This window comes from Streptomyces narbonensis, from assembly GCF_014649015.1.
In the GTDB taxonomy this organism is placed as follows: Bacteria; Actinomycetota; Actinomycetes; order Streptomycetales; family Streptomycetaceae; genus Streptomyces; species Streptomyces narbonensis.
Genome location: NZ_BMSF01000006.1, coordinates 118,987 through 136,176 on the forward strand (window position 1 = coordinate 118,987; position 17,190 = coordinate 136,176).

General features: G+C 61.5%; 12 protein-coding genes. 5 read left to right on the plus strand and 7 right to left on the minus strand.

Annotated features, from left to right (window positions below):
- The first annotated feature begins 312 nt into the window (after nt 1–312).
- On the plus strand, nt 313–1,749 hold the full coding sequence (locus IE124_RS13240) for a DNA phosphorothioation-associated putative methyltransferase (RefSeq protein ID WP_189507921.1): 1,437 nt from the start codon (nt 313–315) through the stop codon (nt 1,747–1,749).
- A 7-nt stretch (nt 1,750–1,756) separates the two neighbouring features.
- Here IE124_RS13240 and dndA read toward each other — a convergent pair whose 3' ends face one another.
- Entirely contained in the window at nt 1,757–2,911 is a 1,155-nt protein-coding gene (gene dndA / locus IE124_RS13245) for a cysteine desulfurase DndA (RefSeq protein ID WP_229832455.1), read from the minus strand.
- 265 nt (nt 2,912–3,176) lie between these two features.
- On the opposite strand from dndA, the gene dndB reads away from it, so the two are divergent.
- The 4 genes from dndB to dndE are packed head-to-tail and all read left to right on the plus strand — an operon-like array spanning nt 3,177 to nt 8,292.
- Complete coding sequence (gene dndB, locus IE124_RS13250; protein WP_229832421.1) at nt 3,177–4,316, plus strand: DNA sulfur modification protein DndB; 1,140 nt, start codon at nt 3,177–3,179, stop codon at nt 4,314–4,316.
- Nucleotides 4,313–5,911: a DNA phosphorothioation system sulfurtransferase DndC gene (gene dndC, locus IE124_RS13255; protein WP_189507923.1), complete on the plus strand. Its 1,599-nt coding sequence runs from the start codon at nt 4,313–4,315 to the stop codon at nt 5,909–5,911. Before dndB ends, dndC begins: the two co-directional genes overlap by 4 nt.
- Nucleotides 5,898–7,922 carry a DNA sulfur modification protein DndD gene (gene dndD, locus IE124_RS13260; protein WP_189507924.1) on the plus strand — a complete coding sequence of 675 codons (2,025 nt, stop codon included), beginning with the start codon at nt 5,898–5,900 and terminating at the stop codon, nt 7,920–7,922. The genes dndC and dndD overlap by 14 nt, the downstream gene beginning before the upstream one ends.
- The gene (gene dndE / locus IE124_RS13265) at nt 7,912–8,292 is read left to right on the plus strand and encodes a DNA sulfur modification protein DndE (protein ID WP_189507925.1); all 381 of its coding nucleotides are present in this window, start codon (nt 7,912–7,914) and stop codon (nt 8,290–8,292) included. The genes dndD and dndE overlap by 11 nt, the downstream gene beginning before the upstream one ends.
- Nucleotides 8,293–8,351: 59 nt before the next feature.
- On the opposite strand, the gene IE124_RS13270 is transcribed toward dndE, so the two are convergent.
- The 6 genes from IE124_RS13270 to IE124_RS13295 all read right to left on the minus strand — a co-directional run bounded on the left by IE124_RS13270 (nt 8,352) and on the right by IE124_RS13295 (nt 16,747).
- Nucleotides 8,352–8,822 carry a DNA phosphorothioation-associated protein 4 gene (locus tag IE124_RS13270; protein WP_189507926.1) on the minus strand — a complete coding sequence of 157 codons (471 nt, stop codon included), beginning with the start codon at nt 8,820–8,822 and terminating at the stop codon, nt 8,352–8,354.
- Nucleotides 8,822–10,876, minus strand: coding sequence for an AAA family ATPase (locus IE124_RS13275; protein ID WP_189507927.1), 2,055 nt, complete (start codon nt 10,874–10,876; stop codon nt 8,822–8,824). Before IE124_RS13275 ends, IE124_RS13270 begins: the two co-directional genes overlap by 1 nt.
- Nucleotides 10,873–11,037, minus strand: a complete 165-nt coding sequence (locus IE124_RS13280; RefSeq protein ID WP_189507928.1) for a hypothetical protein — start codon at nt 11,035–11,037, stop codon at nt 10,873–10,875. The genes IE124_RS13275 and IE124_RS13280 overlap by 4 nt, the downstream gene beginning before the upstream one ends.
- A gap of 38 nt (nt 11,038–11,075) precedes the next feature.
- Nucleotides 11,076–13,052, minus strand: a complete 1,977-nt coding sequence (locus IE124_RS13285; protein WP_229832422.1) for a DEAD/DEAH box helicase family protein — start codon at nt 13,050–13,052, stop codon at nt 11,076–11,078.
- Nucleotides 13,053–13,219: 167 nt separating this feature from the next.
- Nucleotides 13,220–14,281 carry a hypothetical protein gene (locus IE124_RS13290; protein ID WP_189507930.1) on the minus strand — a complete coding sequence of 354 codons (1,062 nt, stop codon included), beginning with the start codon at nt 14,279–14,281 and terminating at the stop codon, nt 13,220–13,222.
- Between the two features lie 1,995 nt (nt 14,282–16,276).
- Nucleotides 16,277–16,747, minus strand: coding sequence for a hypothetical protein (locus IE124_RS13295; protein WP_189507931.1), 471 nt, complete (start codon nt 16,745–16,747; stop codon nt 16,277–16,279).
- Nucleotides 16,748–17,190 lie beyond the last annotated feature (443 nt).

Genomic DNA, 17,190 nt, shown 5'->3' on the forward strand with positions numbered 1-17,190 from the left:
ATATCCAGTTCTGGTCACGTCCGCCCCCGAAGTCTCTGCTTCCCAACTTGCCAAGCGGATCAGCCCATATGGAGTTGGTCAAGGTCGTCTCTGCGCCACGCTGCGCCGCACGAGCCAGCCCGGCGGGTCTGCTCGTTGCTCTTGCCCCCCCACGACCGCCGAGCCCTGGTTCCAGCCGTCACCAACAGCCTCAGTTCCAGGAGACCCACTTTCCTCACCCGGTCCGCTGATTGTTGAGTGATCGCCCTTCGCAGAGCCTCCGACCGCCACTACCCTGCGACCGTCCCAACTCGCCACACCTGCGAGGACGTCATGCAACAGCCTTGGAATAGCGAACGCCGTCTTACTGCGATCGGACGAGCTGCACTATCTGTCCCCGCCCGGCAGGCTTTCGCAGACAAGCAGCTTGGTCCGGAGCGGACGATCCTCGACTACGGATGTGGGCGAGGAGACGACGTGCGATCACTCGAGAGGCTGGACTGCCGGATCACTGGTTGGGATCCGTATTACCGCCCAGAGCCGCAGCTGGAACAGGTCGACGTTGTGCTCCTCACCTACGTCCTGAACGTGATCGAGGATCCTACGGAACGTCGACGCACCCTCATGCAGGCATGGCAGTTGGCCAACACTGTGCTCATCGCCTCTGCGCGACTCACGTGGGAGAAGTCCAAAGTTCGAGGCCAAGAGTTCGGAGATGGCCTCATCACCAGTCGGCAGACTTTCCAGCACCTCTTCGGCGCCAGCGAGCTTCGTGGCTACGTCGAGGAAGTCACCGGTACTCGCTGTGTCTCAGCATCCCCCGGCGTCGTTTACGCCTTCAAGGACGATTCGGCGCGACTCAGCTACCTAGCTCACCGCGTTGTTCCGGATGCCGCATGGCTGGCTTCTGAGGACATGACATCAGCTATTGCCGCTGTCATCGATCACGTAGAACGACGGGGGCGTCAGCCTCGCGTCGAAGAGACGCCGCGTCCGGTGGCAGAGCTCCTTGCCCACCTGAAGCCGAACGAGCTCAAGCGGCTGGTTCGCGACTCCGCCGACCCTGAGAAGGTGTCGGAAGGGGCCAAGCGTACAACCCTCAATACCTTGCTTTTCCTCGCCGTCGAACTGTTCAACGGACGTGGCCCCTTCAGCAGTCTCCCCTTCAGTGTTCAGCTCGACGTGCGCACGTTCTTCTCCTCGTATAAAGAAGCCTGCCAGCGCTCAGATCGACTACTGCTCAAGCTTCGCGATGACGGATACGTGCGTGGCGCGATGAATGCGTCGCAGGTCGGGAAGGTGACGCCAACAGCTCTGTACGTGCACCGGCGCGCGCTGGACCGAATGCCCACCGTGCTGCGGCTGTACGAGCACTGCGCCTCGATCGCCGCTGGTCGCCCGCAGGAGTGGGCGGTAGCCAAGCTGAAGCACCAGGGCCGCGCTGTCTCTTGGCTCGACTACCCGGACTTCGACAAGGATCCGCACCCGCGCATCCAGTCCTCGTACATAGTGGATCTCCAGTCGCTGGAGACGTCTCATGTGTCGTACGCGAGATCCACGAATCGGCCACTCCTGCACCGTAAGCACGAGTTTCTCGCACCCGACGATCCAGACGTGCGCCGTTATCGCCGCCTCACCGAGTCCGAGCTGAAAGCGGGGCTTTACGAGAACCCCCATCTCATCGGTACGGAGGATGGTTGGGCATCCGAGCTGATCAGGTGCGGGCGCGAGCTGCGCGGGCACCGGCTGGTGCGCCGCGCAGCAGACTGACCTTCATCTACGCGGAGGCAGCCGGTTGCATCCGTGCGATCGTCGCTGCGAGGTCCTCCGGATCGAAGTCGGCGACCTGACTCGGGAACCACGAAAAGCGAAGCCCGTTGGTGGCTACCTCCTCCGGCAACCCCATGGCGGTCAGGACGTGACTCGGCGTGTACGAGGCGCTGGTGCACGCCGATCCCGTGGCGACGGCGACCTGGTCCTTCAGCCGTACGATCAGCGCTTCCGCGTTGAGTCCGTCGAAGGTCACATTCAAAATATGTGGCACGGTGTGATCGGCGTCACCGTTGATGTGGAATCGAGTCGCCCCGAGGGCGGTGAGCATGCGCTCACGCATTGCAAGGGCCTCTCGCGCCCAGCGCGCCTGTCCCTCTTGGAAGGCCTTCGCCGCCTCGTAGAGTCCCATGATCAGCGGCACAGGGAGCGTGCCAGGCCGAAGCTTCCGCTCCTGGCCGCCTCCGAACATGATCGGCTCCAGCGGAGCCTTGTCCCAGCCGCGGCGACGGGTTACCAGGGCGCCCACCCCCTTCGGAGCCCCGATCTTGTGACCGCTGATGCTGATCATGTCAATGGGGGCCTTAAGGTCCTGCGGGATCTTCCCGTAGCCCTGCGCGGCATCCACGTGGAGGAAGGTCGGCGTCTTGCGTAGCTCCTCGGCGAGCTCGGCGACGGGCTGGATGACCCCGGTCTCGTTGTTCACGTGCATCAGGGAGACCAAGAGGGTGTCCGGGCGCAGCTTCTCAAGCACGGCCTCTGTGGTGATCCGGCCGGACAGCCCGGGCTCAAGGAAGTCGACCTCGAAGCCTTTGCTCTGAAGGTGAAGGAGGGGCTCGATGACTGCCTTGTGTTCGATGGCAGAGGTGATGATGTGCCGGCGCTCGTGCTTCTCGCCGTGCGGTGCGATGCCGAGAAGGGCGATGTTGTTGGATTCGGTCGCTCCACTAGTGAAGATGACCTCTTCAGTCTTGGCGCCGACTGTCGCTGCGAGGAACGCCCGCGCTTCCTGAACCGCCTTCTTGGCGCGTGCCCCATACTCGTGGGTACGGCTGCCGGCGTTCCCGAAGTCTTCGGTCATCCAGTGGAGCACCACGTCCGCCACCCGGGGGTCGACCCGGGTCGTTGCTGCCACATCCAGATACGCCACCACAACTGCCACCCACTTCTGAGACGTTTCCCTGCCATCGTGCACGTCACCGAGTTAACGTACACGCGTAACGTGTTAGCGCGCATCGGGCGCCGGTGCGTCTGTCAACACTGACGGCGCCGCACGTCATCCCGCGGAGTGGCAATCCGGCATGGCGCCCACGAGCGTGCGCTCAGTCCCGTGCGCTGCCTCCATCGTGACCTGCGCGCACGAAGGGGGTGCCCTGGTACGTCAAACGAGGGATGTCAGTCATCGTGAGTACGTTAAAGTTGTCGGAGTGGAGAGCGAAGCTGTGGCAGGTGTGACCCGAATCATCCCCCCACGCACATCCGCAGGGTTTGAGTACACTTTTCCCGCCATCCGTGGCATCCAGGCAGGGCGAGAGTTCTACGTCTCCATGTGCCCCCTGCGGCTGATCCCTAAGATCTTCATCTTCGACGAGGATGAGCTGCCCCCCGAGCTGCGAGCCCAGCGCCTCCTTAATAAGGGGCGTCTCCCCGCTCTCAGTAAGTACATTCTGGACAATCCAGATGACTATGTCTTCAGTGCCCTGACCGCCTCCGTCGACGGCAACATGCACTTCGACAGTCATAGCCCCGATGGCGCCGGCTTCAGAACCGGGCAGCTCCACATTCCGATGGAATCCCGGTTCCTGATCAACGACGGTCAGCACCGTCGCGCTGCCATCGACCTCGCGCTCAAAGAGAACCCTGACCTTGGCGAGGAGACGATCGCCGTCGTCTTCTTTCACGATGCGGGGCTCGCTCGCTCGCAACAAATGTTCGCCGATCTCAACCGGCACGCGGTCCGTCCGGCTCGCTCCATCGGCGTCCTCTACGACCACCGTGACAGCTCCGCGCAGGTCGTGCGCGTCATGGCTGGCCGGTCGACTGTCTTCAAGGGCTTCGTCGAGATGGAGAAGAGTAACCTCTCAGCCCGCTCCCGGATGATGTTCACCTTGAGTGCCCTCTACTACGGAACCCAGGCCCTCTTCCAAGGGCTGGACATCAAGCCCGGCGAGGCGTCCGACCTGGCCCAGTCGTACTGGGAGGCGATCGACAAGACGCTCCCGGAGTGGGCGATGGTCCGCAACCGGACACTCTCCGCCACTGAGATGCGCCGAGACTTCATCCACAGCCACGGTATTGCTCTGCACGCTCTCGGGCGCATCGGGAACTCTCTACTCAGGGAGTCCACAGCACCGTCCACGTGGAAGAAGCGGCTCACACCCCTCAAGAGGGTGGACTGGACCCGTTCCAACATCGACTGGGAGGGACGAGCCATCGTCGGCGGCCGTGTCTCCAAGAGCCACCAGAACGTGACCCTGACCGTGAACTACCTGCGTAACCACCTCGGTCTCGGGCTCAGCCCCGAGGAGCAGCGAGTGGAAGACGCGTACCTGCGAGGCGATGCATGAACACCCCTCTGCCTCTCGGCATCCCTTCTGTCCGGCGACTGGCGTTCGACGGCCGCTCGCTCGACGAAGTAGCCACCGAGCTGACCAACGAGATCCGCGAGCTCTACACCGCGGATGAGGTCCCCTGGGTTATCGGCTACAGCGGCGGCAAGGACTCCACCGCCGTCCTTCAGCTGGTCTGGACAGCGCTCAGGGATTTGCCGGCCGAGAAGCTCAACAAACCGGTTCATGTCATCAGCACAGACACTCTGGTCGAGAACCCCGTTGTCGCCGCGTGGGTCACCACGTCGCTGGAGACCATGGAGAAGGCAGCTACCGAACAGGGCCTGCCTATCCAGCCCCACCGGCTGACCCCGGAGATCAAGGACACCTTCTGGGTCAATCTCATCGGTCGCGGCTATCCCGCGCCCCGCCCGAAGTTCCGCTGGTGCACCGAGCGACTCAAGATCAAGCCCTCGAACTCCTTCATCCGCAACGTCGTCGCCGCCCACGGTGAGGCCATCATGGTCCTCGGCATCCGCAAGACGGAGAGCCAAGCCCGTGCCCGCGCGATGGAGAAGCATGAGAAGCGACGTGTCCGCGACCGCCTCTCCCCGAACGCGAACCTCCCCAACTCGCTCGTTTACAGCCCCGTCGAGGACTGGACCAACGACGACGTGTGGGAGTACCTGATGCAGAAGCCCAATCCCTGGGGCTACAACAATCAGGACCTCCTCACCATGTACCAGGGCGCTTCCGCCGACGGCGAGTGCCCGCTGGTCGTCGACTCGACCACCCCGTCGTGCGGCTCCAGCCGCTTCGGCTGCTGGACGTGCACGCTGGTCGAGCAGGACAAGTCCATGACCGCGATGATTCAGAACGACGAGGAGAAGGAGTGGATGACTCCGCTCCTGCAACTGCGAGACAAGCTCGACTCTCCTTTCGGTACTGTGGAGGACAAGGAAGACCCTGACTACCAGCCCGGCAAGAAGCTGCCTCACCCTCGGCCCGATAGGGCCGCTCGCGACTTCCGCCGGATGAACGGTCAGGTCAATCTCTTCACTCGCCGCAGCGATGGCAAGGAAGTAGCTGTCCACGGTCCCTATCTTCAGAAGTTTCGGCAGGAGTGGCTTGAGGAGCTACTCACCGCGCAGACCTGGATCAGATCCCATGCCCCCGAGCACGTCCGCCACATCGAGCTGATCACTCTCGACGAGCTCCACGAGATCCGACGTATCTGGGTCTTCGATAAGCATGAGGTCGAGGACACTCTGCCGGATATCTACAAGAAGGCCACCGGCGAGGACTTCCCTGGCGGCCCGCTCGACGAACAGCTCGTCATGGGTGCCGAGGAGATGGAACTTCTTAGGGAGCTCTGCGATGGGGACGAGCTGCACTACGACATGGTGCGCGAGCTGCTGTCGGTGGAGCGCAAGTACCGCACAATGACGCGGCGTTCCGGCCTCTTCAAGGCGCTCGAAGACGCCGTCCAGAAGGGCTTCTACGACGGTCACGACGACGCCGTCTCATTCGCGCAGCGCAAGAAGAAGTGGCGCGATGACGTAGCGACCAACCCGACTCTGGATGAAGAGACCGACATCGATGCTCCTGCGTAAGATCATCCTCGAAGAGTTCGGGGCCTACCGGGGTAAGCAGTCGCTTGACCTCACCGTGAAGAAGGATAAGCCGATCATCCTGATCGGCGGTCTCAACGGCTGTGGTAAAACGACCCTGCTTGACGCCATCCAACTGGCCCTATATGGCCCGCGTGCCAGGTGTAGCGGCAGGGGCAGCAAGGCATACGACACCTATCTGCGCGAGAGCATCAATCGACAGCACGATCCTGCCCGCGGCTCCGCAGTAACCCTGGAGTTCACCGTAACGGTGGATGGTAAGGAGCACTACTACAAGGTTGTTCGTAGCTGGCGCATCAGCGGCAAGACTCTGAAGGAGTTCCTCAACGTCTTCGTCGACGAGGAGTACGACGACGCCAAGCCCGCCCGCTTTGCTCAGCCGGACACCAAGTTCAGCAAGATGCTCAGCGAGGGCTGGGCGGACCACGTGGAGGACTTGCTCCCACTCGAGGTCGCCTCGCTGTCCTTCTTCGACGGCGAGAAGATTGAATCCCTCGCCGATCCCGAGCGGGCGGCTTCGGTCATCGAGTCTGCGGTGCACTCCTTGCTCGGTGTGAGCACCGTGCAGCAGCTCCGTACAGACCTGCTTGCGCTCCAGCGACGTCAGAAACTGTCTGACGAGGAACAGCACCTGATGGACAACATCCATGCGCAGGAGAAAGAGCGCGACGCCGTGCAGGCGGAGCTGGAGACGGCTGTCCAGGGCCTGGCGCAGCGCAAGACCGAGCTCGGCAAAGCGAAGCGCACTCTCGAGACTCTGGAGCGGGAGTTCGAGAAGGAAGGCGGCGGCTTGTTCGAGCGCCGCATCGAGATCGAGCAGGATCGCAAGCGGGCTTCCGAGCGACTCGCTGAACTCCGCGCTTCCCTGAACCAGATTGCCGCCGGGCCGCTCCCTCTGCTGATGATGAGCTCGCAGCTTAGGGAGGTCCACGAGCAGGCCAAACGCGAGCAGTCGGCCGCCGAAGCCGGCCAGGTCCTCAACGTCCTGGAAGAGCGCGACCAGTGGTTGCTCGACTTCCTCCCCGAGGATGCACGGGACGCGGTCGTAAGGAAACTCGAGGAAGACCGGACTAAGCGGTCCAAGTCCACCGCCCTGAAGGTGGACTTCGGCCTTCCCCACGATGCCCTGGCTCAGCTGACAGTGCTGGATGAAGTTCTGGTACGGGACAAGACCCGAGCGACCGAACTCCTGGCACTCACCGCTACCGCCGCTGAGGAACTTGACCAGTTGGACCGTCAGCTGGCCGGTGTCCCTGAGCAGAGCAGGGTCGAGGCCATCCAACTCGCGCGTGAGGAGCAGCTCCAGGACTTCGCCCAGATCCAGGCCGCAGTCGCCCGTGACACTGAGCGAATCACAGAGCTGAAGAGGCGCCGAGAGCACGTCACCGCGGCACTGGAACGAGCCCACAACGACTTCGTACGGACGAAGGTCAAGGCGGAAGAAGTCGAGCGGATCATCAAATACTCCGAGAAGGCCCGTGGCACTCTGGAGCGCTTCGGTGAAGCACTGCTTCAGCGGCACATCAGCCGACTCGAAGTCGCCATGCTTCAAAGCTTCAAGGAGCTCATGCGCAAGCAGGGCCTGGTCCAAGACCTGCGCATCGACACCGACAAGTTCACGTTGGCCCTCACCGACTCCGAAGGCGCACCGATCGACCCGGGCCGTCTCAGCGCCGGCGAGCGTCAGCTCCTGGCGGTCTCTCTCCTCTGGGGGCTAATGAAGGTTGCGGGGAACCGTCTCCCCAGTGTCATCGATACCCCGCTCGGCCGCCTCGACAGCCGCCACCGTGAACACCTCGTGGACCGCTACTTCCCGCACGCCAGTGAACAGGTCCTCCTCTTGTCCACTGACGAGGAGATTGACGAGTACCTGTTGGGCCGCCTCAAGAGGTCCGTCGCCCACACCTACACCCTGGTCCACGACGACACGAACTTCACCACCAACGTCGTCGAGGGCTACTGGTGGAACGCAGGAGCCTCGCATGTCGCTTGATACCGTCCGCCTGTCCCAGCCGGCCCGCGATCGACTTGTTCGGCTGAAGCGCACCACCGGCATCACGCAGTGGAACGTCCTCTGCCGCTGGGCTCTCGCGCTCTCCTTGAACGATCCGTCAACGCCACTGGTCAAGGACATCGTCGCTGACTCCAACGTTGAGATGACGTGGAAGACTTTTGGCGGTCAGCACGGTGCCATTTACCTGGCGCTACTCAAGCAGCGTTGCGTCTCGGATGGTGACGAGCCCACTGACGAGAACGTTGCCCGGGCTTTGATGGTGCATCTGCATCGAGGCATCGGGTACCTCGGAGGGCAGAAGGAACTGACAACCGTTGAGGGCTTGATCGGATCGGTGGCTGCTGTCTGATCACCTGGTATCGGTGGGGCGGGCGTAGCACTTCCCGCTGCTCCCGCCCCGCTGCCGTGCTACAAGGACCACTGGAGATCGGCCGCCTGCAACAAGGCGGAGACGTCGTCCTCCTCCCTCGGAGCCGCGAGTGCATCCATGACGAGATTGCCTACGATCAGCACTAGGTCACGACTGCCGCTAGAGTTGATCTCTCCTCGGATGATGTTGAGGCCGCCGTTGGCGTACTCCTCGAAGATCCGGATGCGCTCGTTTTGCCGCTCGTCAGCAAGGATCTTCGGATCGTCTGTTATCTCTGCTGCAGCGATCATGTCGATTAGCACGTCACCGTATTGGCGGCCTTCCATCAGAGCCAGACGGATCGGTTCGCCTTGCTTGTCGAAGTTCTCGCGCCTGTCCTTGCGTCGGCCAAGCGCAGCGGCGAACATCAGCGCATCGACCATTGCGCGGAACGGTCCATCTTTGCTAGTCAGGTCGTTCAACAGCTGTTCGTGCTCTGCGGGCCTCCGGAAGCGGTCCTCGGTTGCCATCAGACGTTCACCTCTTCCAGGAGGGTGTGCTCGAACTCGCCGTGTGTGACGTATGGGACAGCCCGGTTGTTGATCGCGATCGTCTCTTCTTCAGCATTCCTGTTCGGCGTTACTGATCGGAGCACGTACATGCGTGTTGCAGCACCCTGAAGGTTTGCCATGACGTTCCCGCGGGACTGTGATTGCGAGAGGAGAGTCACGATCTGTGACGTGAGCTGGGGCAATGCCCGAGAGATCTCCTCCTGATAGGTGAGGTCGAGGCTGCCGAATGGGGCGTCCATGACTACCGGATAGATGCCGCCCTCTCCGAGGATCTCTTCGCTGGACTTACCCTTCCGATCATGGATCTGCTTCGCAACCTCGGAGACAGCGCCGACGAAGGAAAGGCCAAGGACCTGGTTCTCACCGGTGCTGCGGATGGCGATTCCCGCTGAGGATTTCAGCAGCAGCTCGAACGTGTCAGTGAGTTCCGGCGTGTATGACTTGATGAAAATGCGAGAGAATACCTCTCTGACCTTAGCATCGAGCTGCTGGCGCACTTCTTCCGTCTTCAGCTCCAAGACGTTGCGGAAGGCATCAAGAACCTCGTTGACGAGATTGACTTGACGCTGGACTCGGCGTGACGCCTCGTCCGCAACCTGGGCGCCGTGGAAGCGTCTCTTGACCGTATCGATCTGCTTGTCGATCTCGACGATTTCTTCTTCGAGGCGTCGGTGGGTGGACAGGGCGTCGATGCGCTTTTCGTCGTACTCTCTGCGCCCCTGCTCCAGGCGCTGGACATCCTGGACGTCGACGCCATCGAGCTGGCGGTCGATCTCGCTCTTCTCTGCGTCGAGGCGGGCGATGCTGTCTTCAGACGCCTGAATGTCTTGGGTCGCCTGCTTGAGCTCTTCCAACAGAGCACGGCGTGCCTCGCCAAGATGCTTCATCTGGCCACTCACGTACATCCAGCGGCTTTCGACATCGGCGAGTCCGGCGTTGTAGCGGCGCTTGTCCAGCTCCTCATAGGCGGGCGTACCGGGAGGTACCGGTGTCCCACACATGCAGGATCCTTCTTCCAACAGGCCGTCGATGAAGTCTCGCTGGATGCCTGCGGGGAGCTCTCGGCGGCGGCGCATGCCCTCCGCGAGTTCGATTACGGTGGCATCGATGCCACCTGTAAAGGCGAGGAAGCCTGCCTTGGAGAGCAGTTCGCGCTTGCGGGCTTGGCGTATCTGCCGCTGCTCGACCGCCTCGCTGATCTGTTTCTCGATCTTCTGACGTGCGCGCTGCATAGGAGCCGCTTGCTCATTGTCGCGAAGCGCCCGCTCCATTACTTCTACCTGCGCCTTGTAACTGCTGATGTCCTTAGAGACCTTGAGTGCATGGTTGCGGATGTCCAGCTTCCGCTGCTCAAGGCCGTCCTGTTCGTCACGCAGTGCCTGTAGGCGCGTGTCGCCGTCCTTGCCGATCTCTCGAGCCAGTCGCTTGGCAGCTGCCGGCAAGTGGTCGGTGATGGCGCGCTCGATAGATTCAAGCCCCAGCAAGGTCTTGATAGCCCGCTTGACCTGGTCGTTGTTCTCGTCAGTGGTGAACATCTTCTCCATGCGCTCACCATTGAAGAAGAAGAACCGCCGCAGACCTTCGGGAAGGATTTTCTCGATGCGATCCTGGCCATTCTCGATCTTGACACTCTGACCGTGCCGGACCTCATTCACGACGAGGCGGGGTACTACGGCACTCTGCTCGTCGGCATCTTTCACCACGGACACCTCACGCAGGACGGAGAACACTGCACCGTCGTGCTCGAACTCCAACTTCACGGAAGCGCTGACTGGTACTCCGAAGGATGTGTCTGCCCAAGCCTGGTCGTGGATGACACGCTGTTGCTGCTCCACATCGTCGGAGAATGTGCCGTACAACGCCCAAGTGAAAGCGTTGAGCAAGGTCGTCTTTCCAGCACCGTTGTTACCGAAGATCAGGACAGCCGGCCTGCCGTCGTCAACGCTGAGGTCGAGGACCTGGCGACCATAGAAAGCCCGGAAGTTGTCCAGGGTGAGCTTCAGTAGCCTCACTTGGCGAGCTCCTTAGCGGCCTCAACAACCTTAGAAACCAGGATTGTTGGACTCTTGATGTGAAGGTTCTCTCGCTCGAGCTCCAAGACGCGCTTGGCAAGCTTCATACCCTCAGGTGACAACTCGTTTAGGATGTCCTGTGCCGTCTGATGATCATTCAACGGAAACTCCTAATGCGTGGTACAGCGGAATTGGTTGGTTATATGTCAAGCAGTCCGTAGCGGACGCGCAGTGGGCGCAGAATGTCGAGTGTTTCGGCCTCATTCACCGCGAGGCGAGCGAACTCGGTTACCCGAGTCAATTCGCGGGCGACCATGCGACGCTCGGTCTCACGGTTAATGCCGACTGCGTCATCGGGAGGTACGACGATGAAATCGATGATGTCCGCGAAGTCCTTACCCGGGGCCTGGCGGAGAACCCGGCCGCGTCTTTGGATGAACTGGCGGGGATTCGATGAACTGGCCAGGAGGTACGCGGTGCGGGCAGCCGGAACATCGACACCCTCGTCGAGGCATCGCATCGACACCACAATTTGGAGGTCTCGGTTGCCGAACCGTGTTAGGACTTCCTTCCGCTCTGGTCGCTTGGTCTCTGAGACATAGCGGGCGGCAGGCATGCGGAGTTGGTTACCGACAAGGTCCATGGCTAGATCGAGTTGGGAAGGCTCCTCAGCCTCGCCGCTCTCGTGCGAGAGCGGGTGACTGCCCTCGGCACAGTAGAGCAACTGGTACCAGTCGTCTTGTCGCTTCTCGATCTCTCGCTTCAGCGCCGGCAGCTTTGCACGTGCGTGCCCGAGGATGTTCGATCGCTTGCGGAGCAGGGCACCAAGCGGGCTGTCCTCGGCTGCCTCCTCGGTGAACTGTTGTGCCGAGAGGATCTTGGCAACCTTCTCGGTCACCTCAACGTACAGCTCGGTCTCCTCAGCATCGAGCTCGACGATGACGGGCGTGTAGGTGTAGCGGCACAGTGCCCTTGCCTTGATGGCGTCGCCGATGCCCATCTCGAATACGACTTCACCGAAGTACTCGATCAGCGCGGCTGTACCATCATCGTCGAACCACCGCTCGGGAGTGGCGGAAAGACCGAGCCGGAACGTTGCGTTAGGCGGCAGCTTCGTCCGCAGACGCTTGGCGCCGAGGTTGTGCGCTTCATCAGCGACGATCAGCATCTGCCCCTTGTGCCGTTCGAGGATGCCTTGGAACGCAGTGTCGGCGAAGGTCTTGTTCGTCGTCACGATCACACCGCCGGGGGCGCCTTTCAGGGCAAGCGCGTGGAGGAGATTCGAGGCACGTCCATACCAGGCGTCGGTTGACTCGTAGGCACGAATCGGTGTGACGCCGAATCTCTCGATGTCCTTCGACCACTGATCGACAAGGTGCTGATAGGGAGCGATCACCACGGTGAGTAGCGGCTGCTCCCTCTTCTGAAGGATCTTGGTGACCTGAGCCGCGGCAGCCAGCGCAGTAAGTGTCTTGCCCGTGCCTGTGGCCATGCGAAGGATGCCCCGGCATCCATGACTGAACCAGTTCTGTACCGCTTGCTTTTGGTAGCTTCGGACTTGCAGGTCTGCAGGGATCGTCAGCACGCCAGTACTGTCCTGGCGTGCCACCGAAATGGGCGCGCCGCTAGATGGGATGTCATCTGCCTCGCCCGGAACACTTGCCTCGCGTCTGCACCGCTCTACGACAACCTTCGCCGCATCGGTGAAGGGCACGATCCGCAGCTTCGGCGTCCGATCCTGCCAAAGGTCCTCGAAGTCCCGGCTGATGCGGAGCGCTCGTTCAGAGTCTCGCTCGTCCCAACTTCGGAAGACCTCGATTGACTCGAAATTGCCGATCAGACCCGAGAGTGTCTCGTTGGCACTTCCCTTGAATGCGACGACGTCCTGAGTATCCCGGAAGACCCCGATCTTCTCGTGGTACATGCCGACACGATTACCGTCAGCCACATAGGCGAGCTTGATGTCGAGCCTGCCCTGTGCGATGAGCATCCCCAACTTGCCGACGCTCCTGGCCGCGCGCGGGTCTTGGACGGCGCGCTCCAGATCGCGGAGAGCGGCATTCTCTAGTACAGCGCGGAGCTCGTAGCCAGCTTCGATTTCGGCAATGTCATCGGGTTGGAGATAAGGAGAAGCGACTATGCGCATCTTGCCGGCACGCTGGATGAAGTCATCCATGCCGCTTCCCAACACTGCGAGAGTACTCGCGGTGAAGTAGCCGACAGCTCGGTCGTACTGTCCCGCTACTACCAAGGAAGGGACGTAGAACTCGTTGACGACGTCGCTGCGGTCACTCCGATACTCGCTCCGAAGGTTGGCACCGCGGAGGGTGCGGATCTCAGACATCAGAAGTCCAAGCCCATGTCCGCGACCAGCTCATCGGCCGTTGGCACGTCGCTTCCTTGATGCCCCGTGCTGTTCTGCGCGGCACGTGCCTGTCGGAGCTGTTCCTCTTCCACGTCGATTAGCCGTCGCACGAAGCCATTTTTGACGCTGAACGGTGGAGACGACATGGCCTGCCTCAGGCTGGACTCCTTCAATGTGAAGTTCGTGGTCAGCTTCTTGACCACCTCGGACGCTGGCACAGCGCCACCATGCGCATCGACCATGTCGCCGATCAAGTCCTTGATCGGTTTGTAGCTGGGCATGTCCCATTCGGTGAGCGCCCAAGCATCGCGGTCGCTCAGGTGGAAGCGGGCGTCGGTCGAAAGCACCTGCTTCAGGACTCCAGTGTCGATTGCGCCGCCAGCCCGATCTCGGAGGATCTGCGTGGACAGAGGATGGCCAACCTTCCTGAGTGTCTCCGCGAGGGTGTCTAGGACGCCCTCAAGTTTCCCTACGGCTGCGCGTCCACGAGGAGGTGGCACTGCTGTGGGGAGAGCTTGGTGCCCCCGTTGGCCGGTGATGATCGATGCCACTGTCGGTGTGGCACCTGCCCCACGTGCTTCACGTCGCTTGAGAGCCCAACGATCATCGCCTATGTAGCGGAACCTGGGATCTCCGCCGAGCTGTTGACGCAAGGTCTTCAGACGAACTTTCCGCGCGAGGCGATCGGCGATCTGTGAAGTACTCATTGCCGAAGACGCCTGGCGCAAGATGCCCTCGATCTCATGCCGTAGCCTCACGAGCCATTCTTCCCGACCGGACTCCTGGCTTTCGTCAGTCGATTCCTCGGTTGAGCTGCCTGTCCGCACGGAGTCGTTGGTACTGCCGCTTACCGTGGGAGTGACTCCGCTCTCGTCGCCATCCGAGGTGATGAGGCACCAAGTGCCAGCGGCGGAGATTTTGACGCGGTCGTAGGCAAAGAAGGTGCGTGCAAGGTAGAGATCGGAAACTTCTACTTGCAGTCTCTCGGCGATTTCTCGGACGGAGAGTGGTGCCGAGGAATGAGAAAGAACCTCGATCACGCGGCTCGCGAGCGATGCGTGATCAGAGGGCTCCGAGGTTGTGCGAGGCGGCTCGTGATCGTACTCGTTTCCCTTCCCGGAGTCGGCAGGTCCCGCCATTTCGGCGTATGACTCATGCTGGCTAGGTTGGTTACTAGTTCTGGAGTCGAACTGCCACACTCCGTCGTTGGAGATACGAGCATCTCGAATCTTCCGGGCGAGAGAGCCAACTTCTCCGTCCAGCAGGTCGGCATTCTTTAGGAGAGATCCGAGGGTATTATTAGATTCTTGTCCAGAGGTAAGTTTCCCCAGTTTTCTGAGCGCGTTCATCAAGAGATCGCTCTGCGTCGCAATCGGATCGAAGTGCAAGGGTTCTGCATCAGAAGACACTGGAACGACTGCGACCGACTCATCGAGGGGAGCCCGGTCTGGAAGTGGAGAACGGACCTGATCTCCTTCGGTCTTTAGACCGCACCGAAGGAGCCATCGCCTGATGCGGGAGTCGTCGCCCCCGCTCCACGCGCCTGCCGCACCTAGAAGCCGCTTCACCGTACTTATCTCCATACTCTCTCCTGGCTCCATTGCGAGAGTGGCTAGCGTTGCATGGATATGGTGATCGAAGTCTCCGGCGCACACCCATCCCTCACGTAGAGATCCAGGCCATTTAAGGCTACAAAGTAGAGAAATGGCTGAAATGTCACCTTCGATTGCTTGCGTGATCCAAGGGTGATGAAGTGTGAGTTCAGGGATACTTGCTGGCGTCGAGATGTCCGACTGTAGCGCCTGGACCTGACGGCTCGTGTGTGGGTCACCGTCGATGGCGCTCTGGAGGGAATTTGGAAGCCTATTGAGAAGCTTGCGTATGGCATACGGAAGCGTTCCATGCTTGGCTGCCAATGAGTCGATCGGGACAGGGTGCGTAGCGCATGCGAGCTCGCGAACGACGTCTTTCTCGCGAATCCCCAATCCGTTGAACCAGAATTGAAATGTTTCCGCGGGCCCTCGTCGATAAGTTGAGTTCGTTCGTGGTAAAACCGTAGCGCCCCGTACTAGATTGCCCAGAAAGTCGCTCTCGGTGTAATGGGGAAGTGCGAGAATTTGTTGCAATTGCTGTGGCGTCCATCGGTGCAGTGCTGCTCCCGAAGATAGACCTTTAGAGGCCAGGCGTTGGCGCTGGCGAGGTGTAATGAATTCACTTTCCAGTGCTGCCTGGCTCGGTAGAAATGGAAGTAGGGCCAGGAAGGGGCGAGATGCCCGCGATCCTTCACACAGCAGATTGCCCAGGGAGTCGTACAGGTCGTCCATGTACTGGCGACGCTCCGCCGTCGTCGCAGGGCATTCTCGTATCCACCACAGATCTGCGCCCCCCAGTTGTCGCAGGCTGTGCTCTTCCTCTGGACTCAGCTCTTTGAGCCACGGGAGGAAGTCTGCCCATGTGGGATGTGTTGTGGCATCGAGCAACTTGTTTGCCTCACTCGGAGGGGGCGGGCTCCCCGTAGCTGGCCCCACATGCTGATCCTGTTCGATACTTGCTGACCGAAGCGCCCGTTCCGCTCGTTGCCGTGCTGATAGAAGTGGCTGTCAGTGACGAGTTCCGGTGTGGCGACGCACTGCTTCGGGGGAACCGGCCAGGATCCTTCTCTGTCGCTACGCGCTCTTGACTGGGCAAGCATGAGGCTCAGGGCCGCGGGTTCTTCGGGTGCCCAGGCCTTTCCGTTGGTAGGCCCTCAGCCGGCGCACGCCCCAGTCCCCGGCGACGCAAGCCGGTCAGCCAGCGCTGCCTCGGGATGGTGCCGCAGTAGGGGCATCCGACTGGGCAAGCCTGGCGGTCAGCTATTGGTCATCGGCTCGTGGCTGCTGTTCGTGACCCGTGGTCGTGCTCGGCGCGCAGAGATTCTCAGCTGGGGAAGCAGGTTGCGCGCGGCGCGAGCTTGCCGAAGGTGAGTCCGGGTGTCCAGTGTGTGACAAGTCGTCCGCCCCCTCGTGCCAGGCTGTTAGCTCACCGCATAGTCGCGATCAGTATAGGGAGATGGGGCCGTCGGGGATCCAGCCTTCGATGTAACCGGTGACCAGTAGGACGATCCCCTCTGGGGAGATCTCCCGCCTCCGCCTTCGTAGCTCCGCGGTTCCCCATCGAGTGTGTGTGGCCGATGTCTGCTCAATCGTCGCTCCCTCGGCGTCGCTGATGCGGACGATGAAGGCATGTGCCGCCGTCACGCGATCGAACTCCCAGTTGTCGCCGGCGCGCGACTGCCGGATTCCGTAGACGGAGCCAAAGCGTGGACTCGTTACCCCGAATCGCTCGTCCAGGAATCGGGTGGCCGACTCCATGAAGTGGGCGCCGCTCGTCAGACGGACCTGTGGGACGGTCCAGCCGCCGCAGCACCCGCCGCATAGCAGGAGTCGGCGCTGGTCGTCCAGTAGGAGGAGATACGCGCGGCGGTCGAAGCGGGGCCAGGGCACCCAAGGGGCAGCATGAAGGGTCACATCTCAAGCCTCACGAGTTGCTATTTGAGTAGCAACTTCTGGGCCGTCGGACGGGTGAGCTGGCGCGCCCAAAGGGATGGGCTGAGGTGCTTCAGTCGGCGCTCCGAGTGGCAGCCGGTGAATGGTGTGAGACCTGACATGACCTGCGCGAACCCGGAAACTCGTTCGGAAAAATGCCCTGGCGCGTTCGGTGGCCTTCCAGCGCATTCGCCCTGATCTGCGGCGATCTAATTTCCGACAGATCCCACGAAGGCACGAAGGCAGTGCGCGACGCCAGTGTAGCGGGTGGTGTGCCCGGCGTCCGGGGAGATGTCGGCCGGGGCGGGGGCGGGTGGTGGCGGTGGTGAGGGGTGGGGCGTTGGGCGGTTCTCGGTCGGCTTCCGGGTGGCTTTCGTGGGCGGTTCCCTTCGCCGTCAGCTTGTTGCACGGGGGTCTGCAGCAAG

What these genes read in the sequence shown, in the direction of transcription:
- IE124_RS13240 (WP_189507921.1), top strand. Translation starts at nt 313, where the DNA reads ATGCAACAGCCTTGGAATAGCGAACGCCGTCTTACTGCGATCGGACGA.
- dndC (WP_189507923.1), top strand. Translation starts at nt 4,313, where the DNA reads ATGAACACCCCTCTGCCTCTCGGCATCCCTTCTGTCCGGCGACTGGCG.
- dndD (WP_189507924.1), top strand. Translation starts at nt 5,898, where the DNA reads ATGCTCCTGCGTAAGATCATCCTCGAAGAGTTCGGGGCCTACCGGGGT.
- dndE (WP_189507925.1), top strand. Translation starts at nt 7,912, where the DNA reads ATGTCGCTTGATACCGTCCGCCTGTCCCAGCCGGCCCGCGATCGACTT.
- IE124_RS13270 (WP_189507926.1), bottom strand. Translation starts at nt 8,822, where the DNA reads ATGGCAACCGAGGACCGCTTCCGGAGGCCCGCAGAGCACGAACAGCTG.
- IE124_RS13285 (WP_229832422.1), bottom strand. Translation starts at nt 13,052, where the DNA reads ATGGATGACTTCATCCAGCGTGCCGGCAAGATGCGCATAGTCGCTTCT.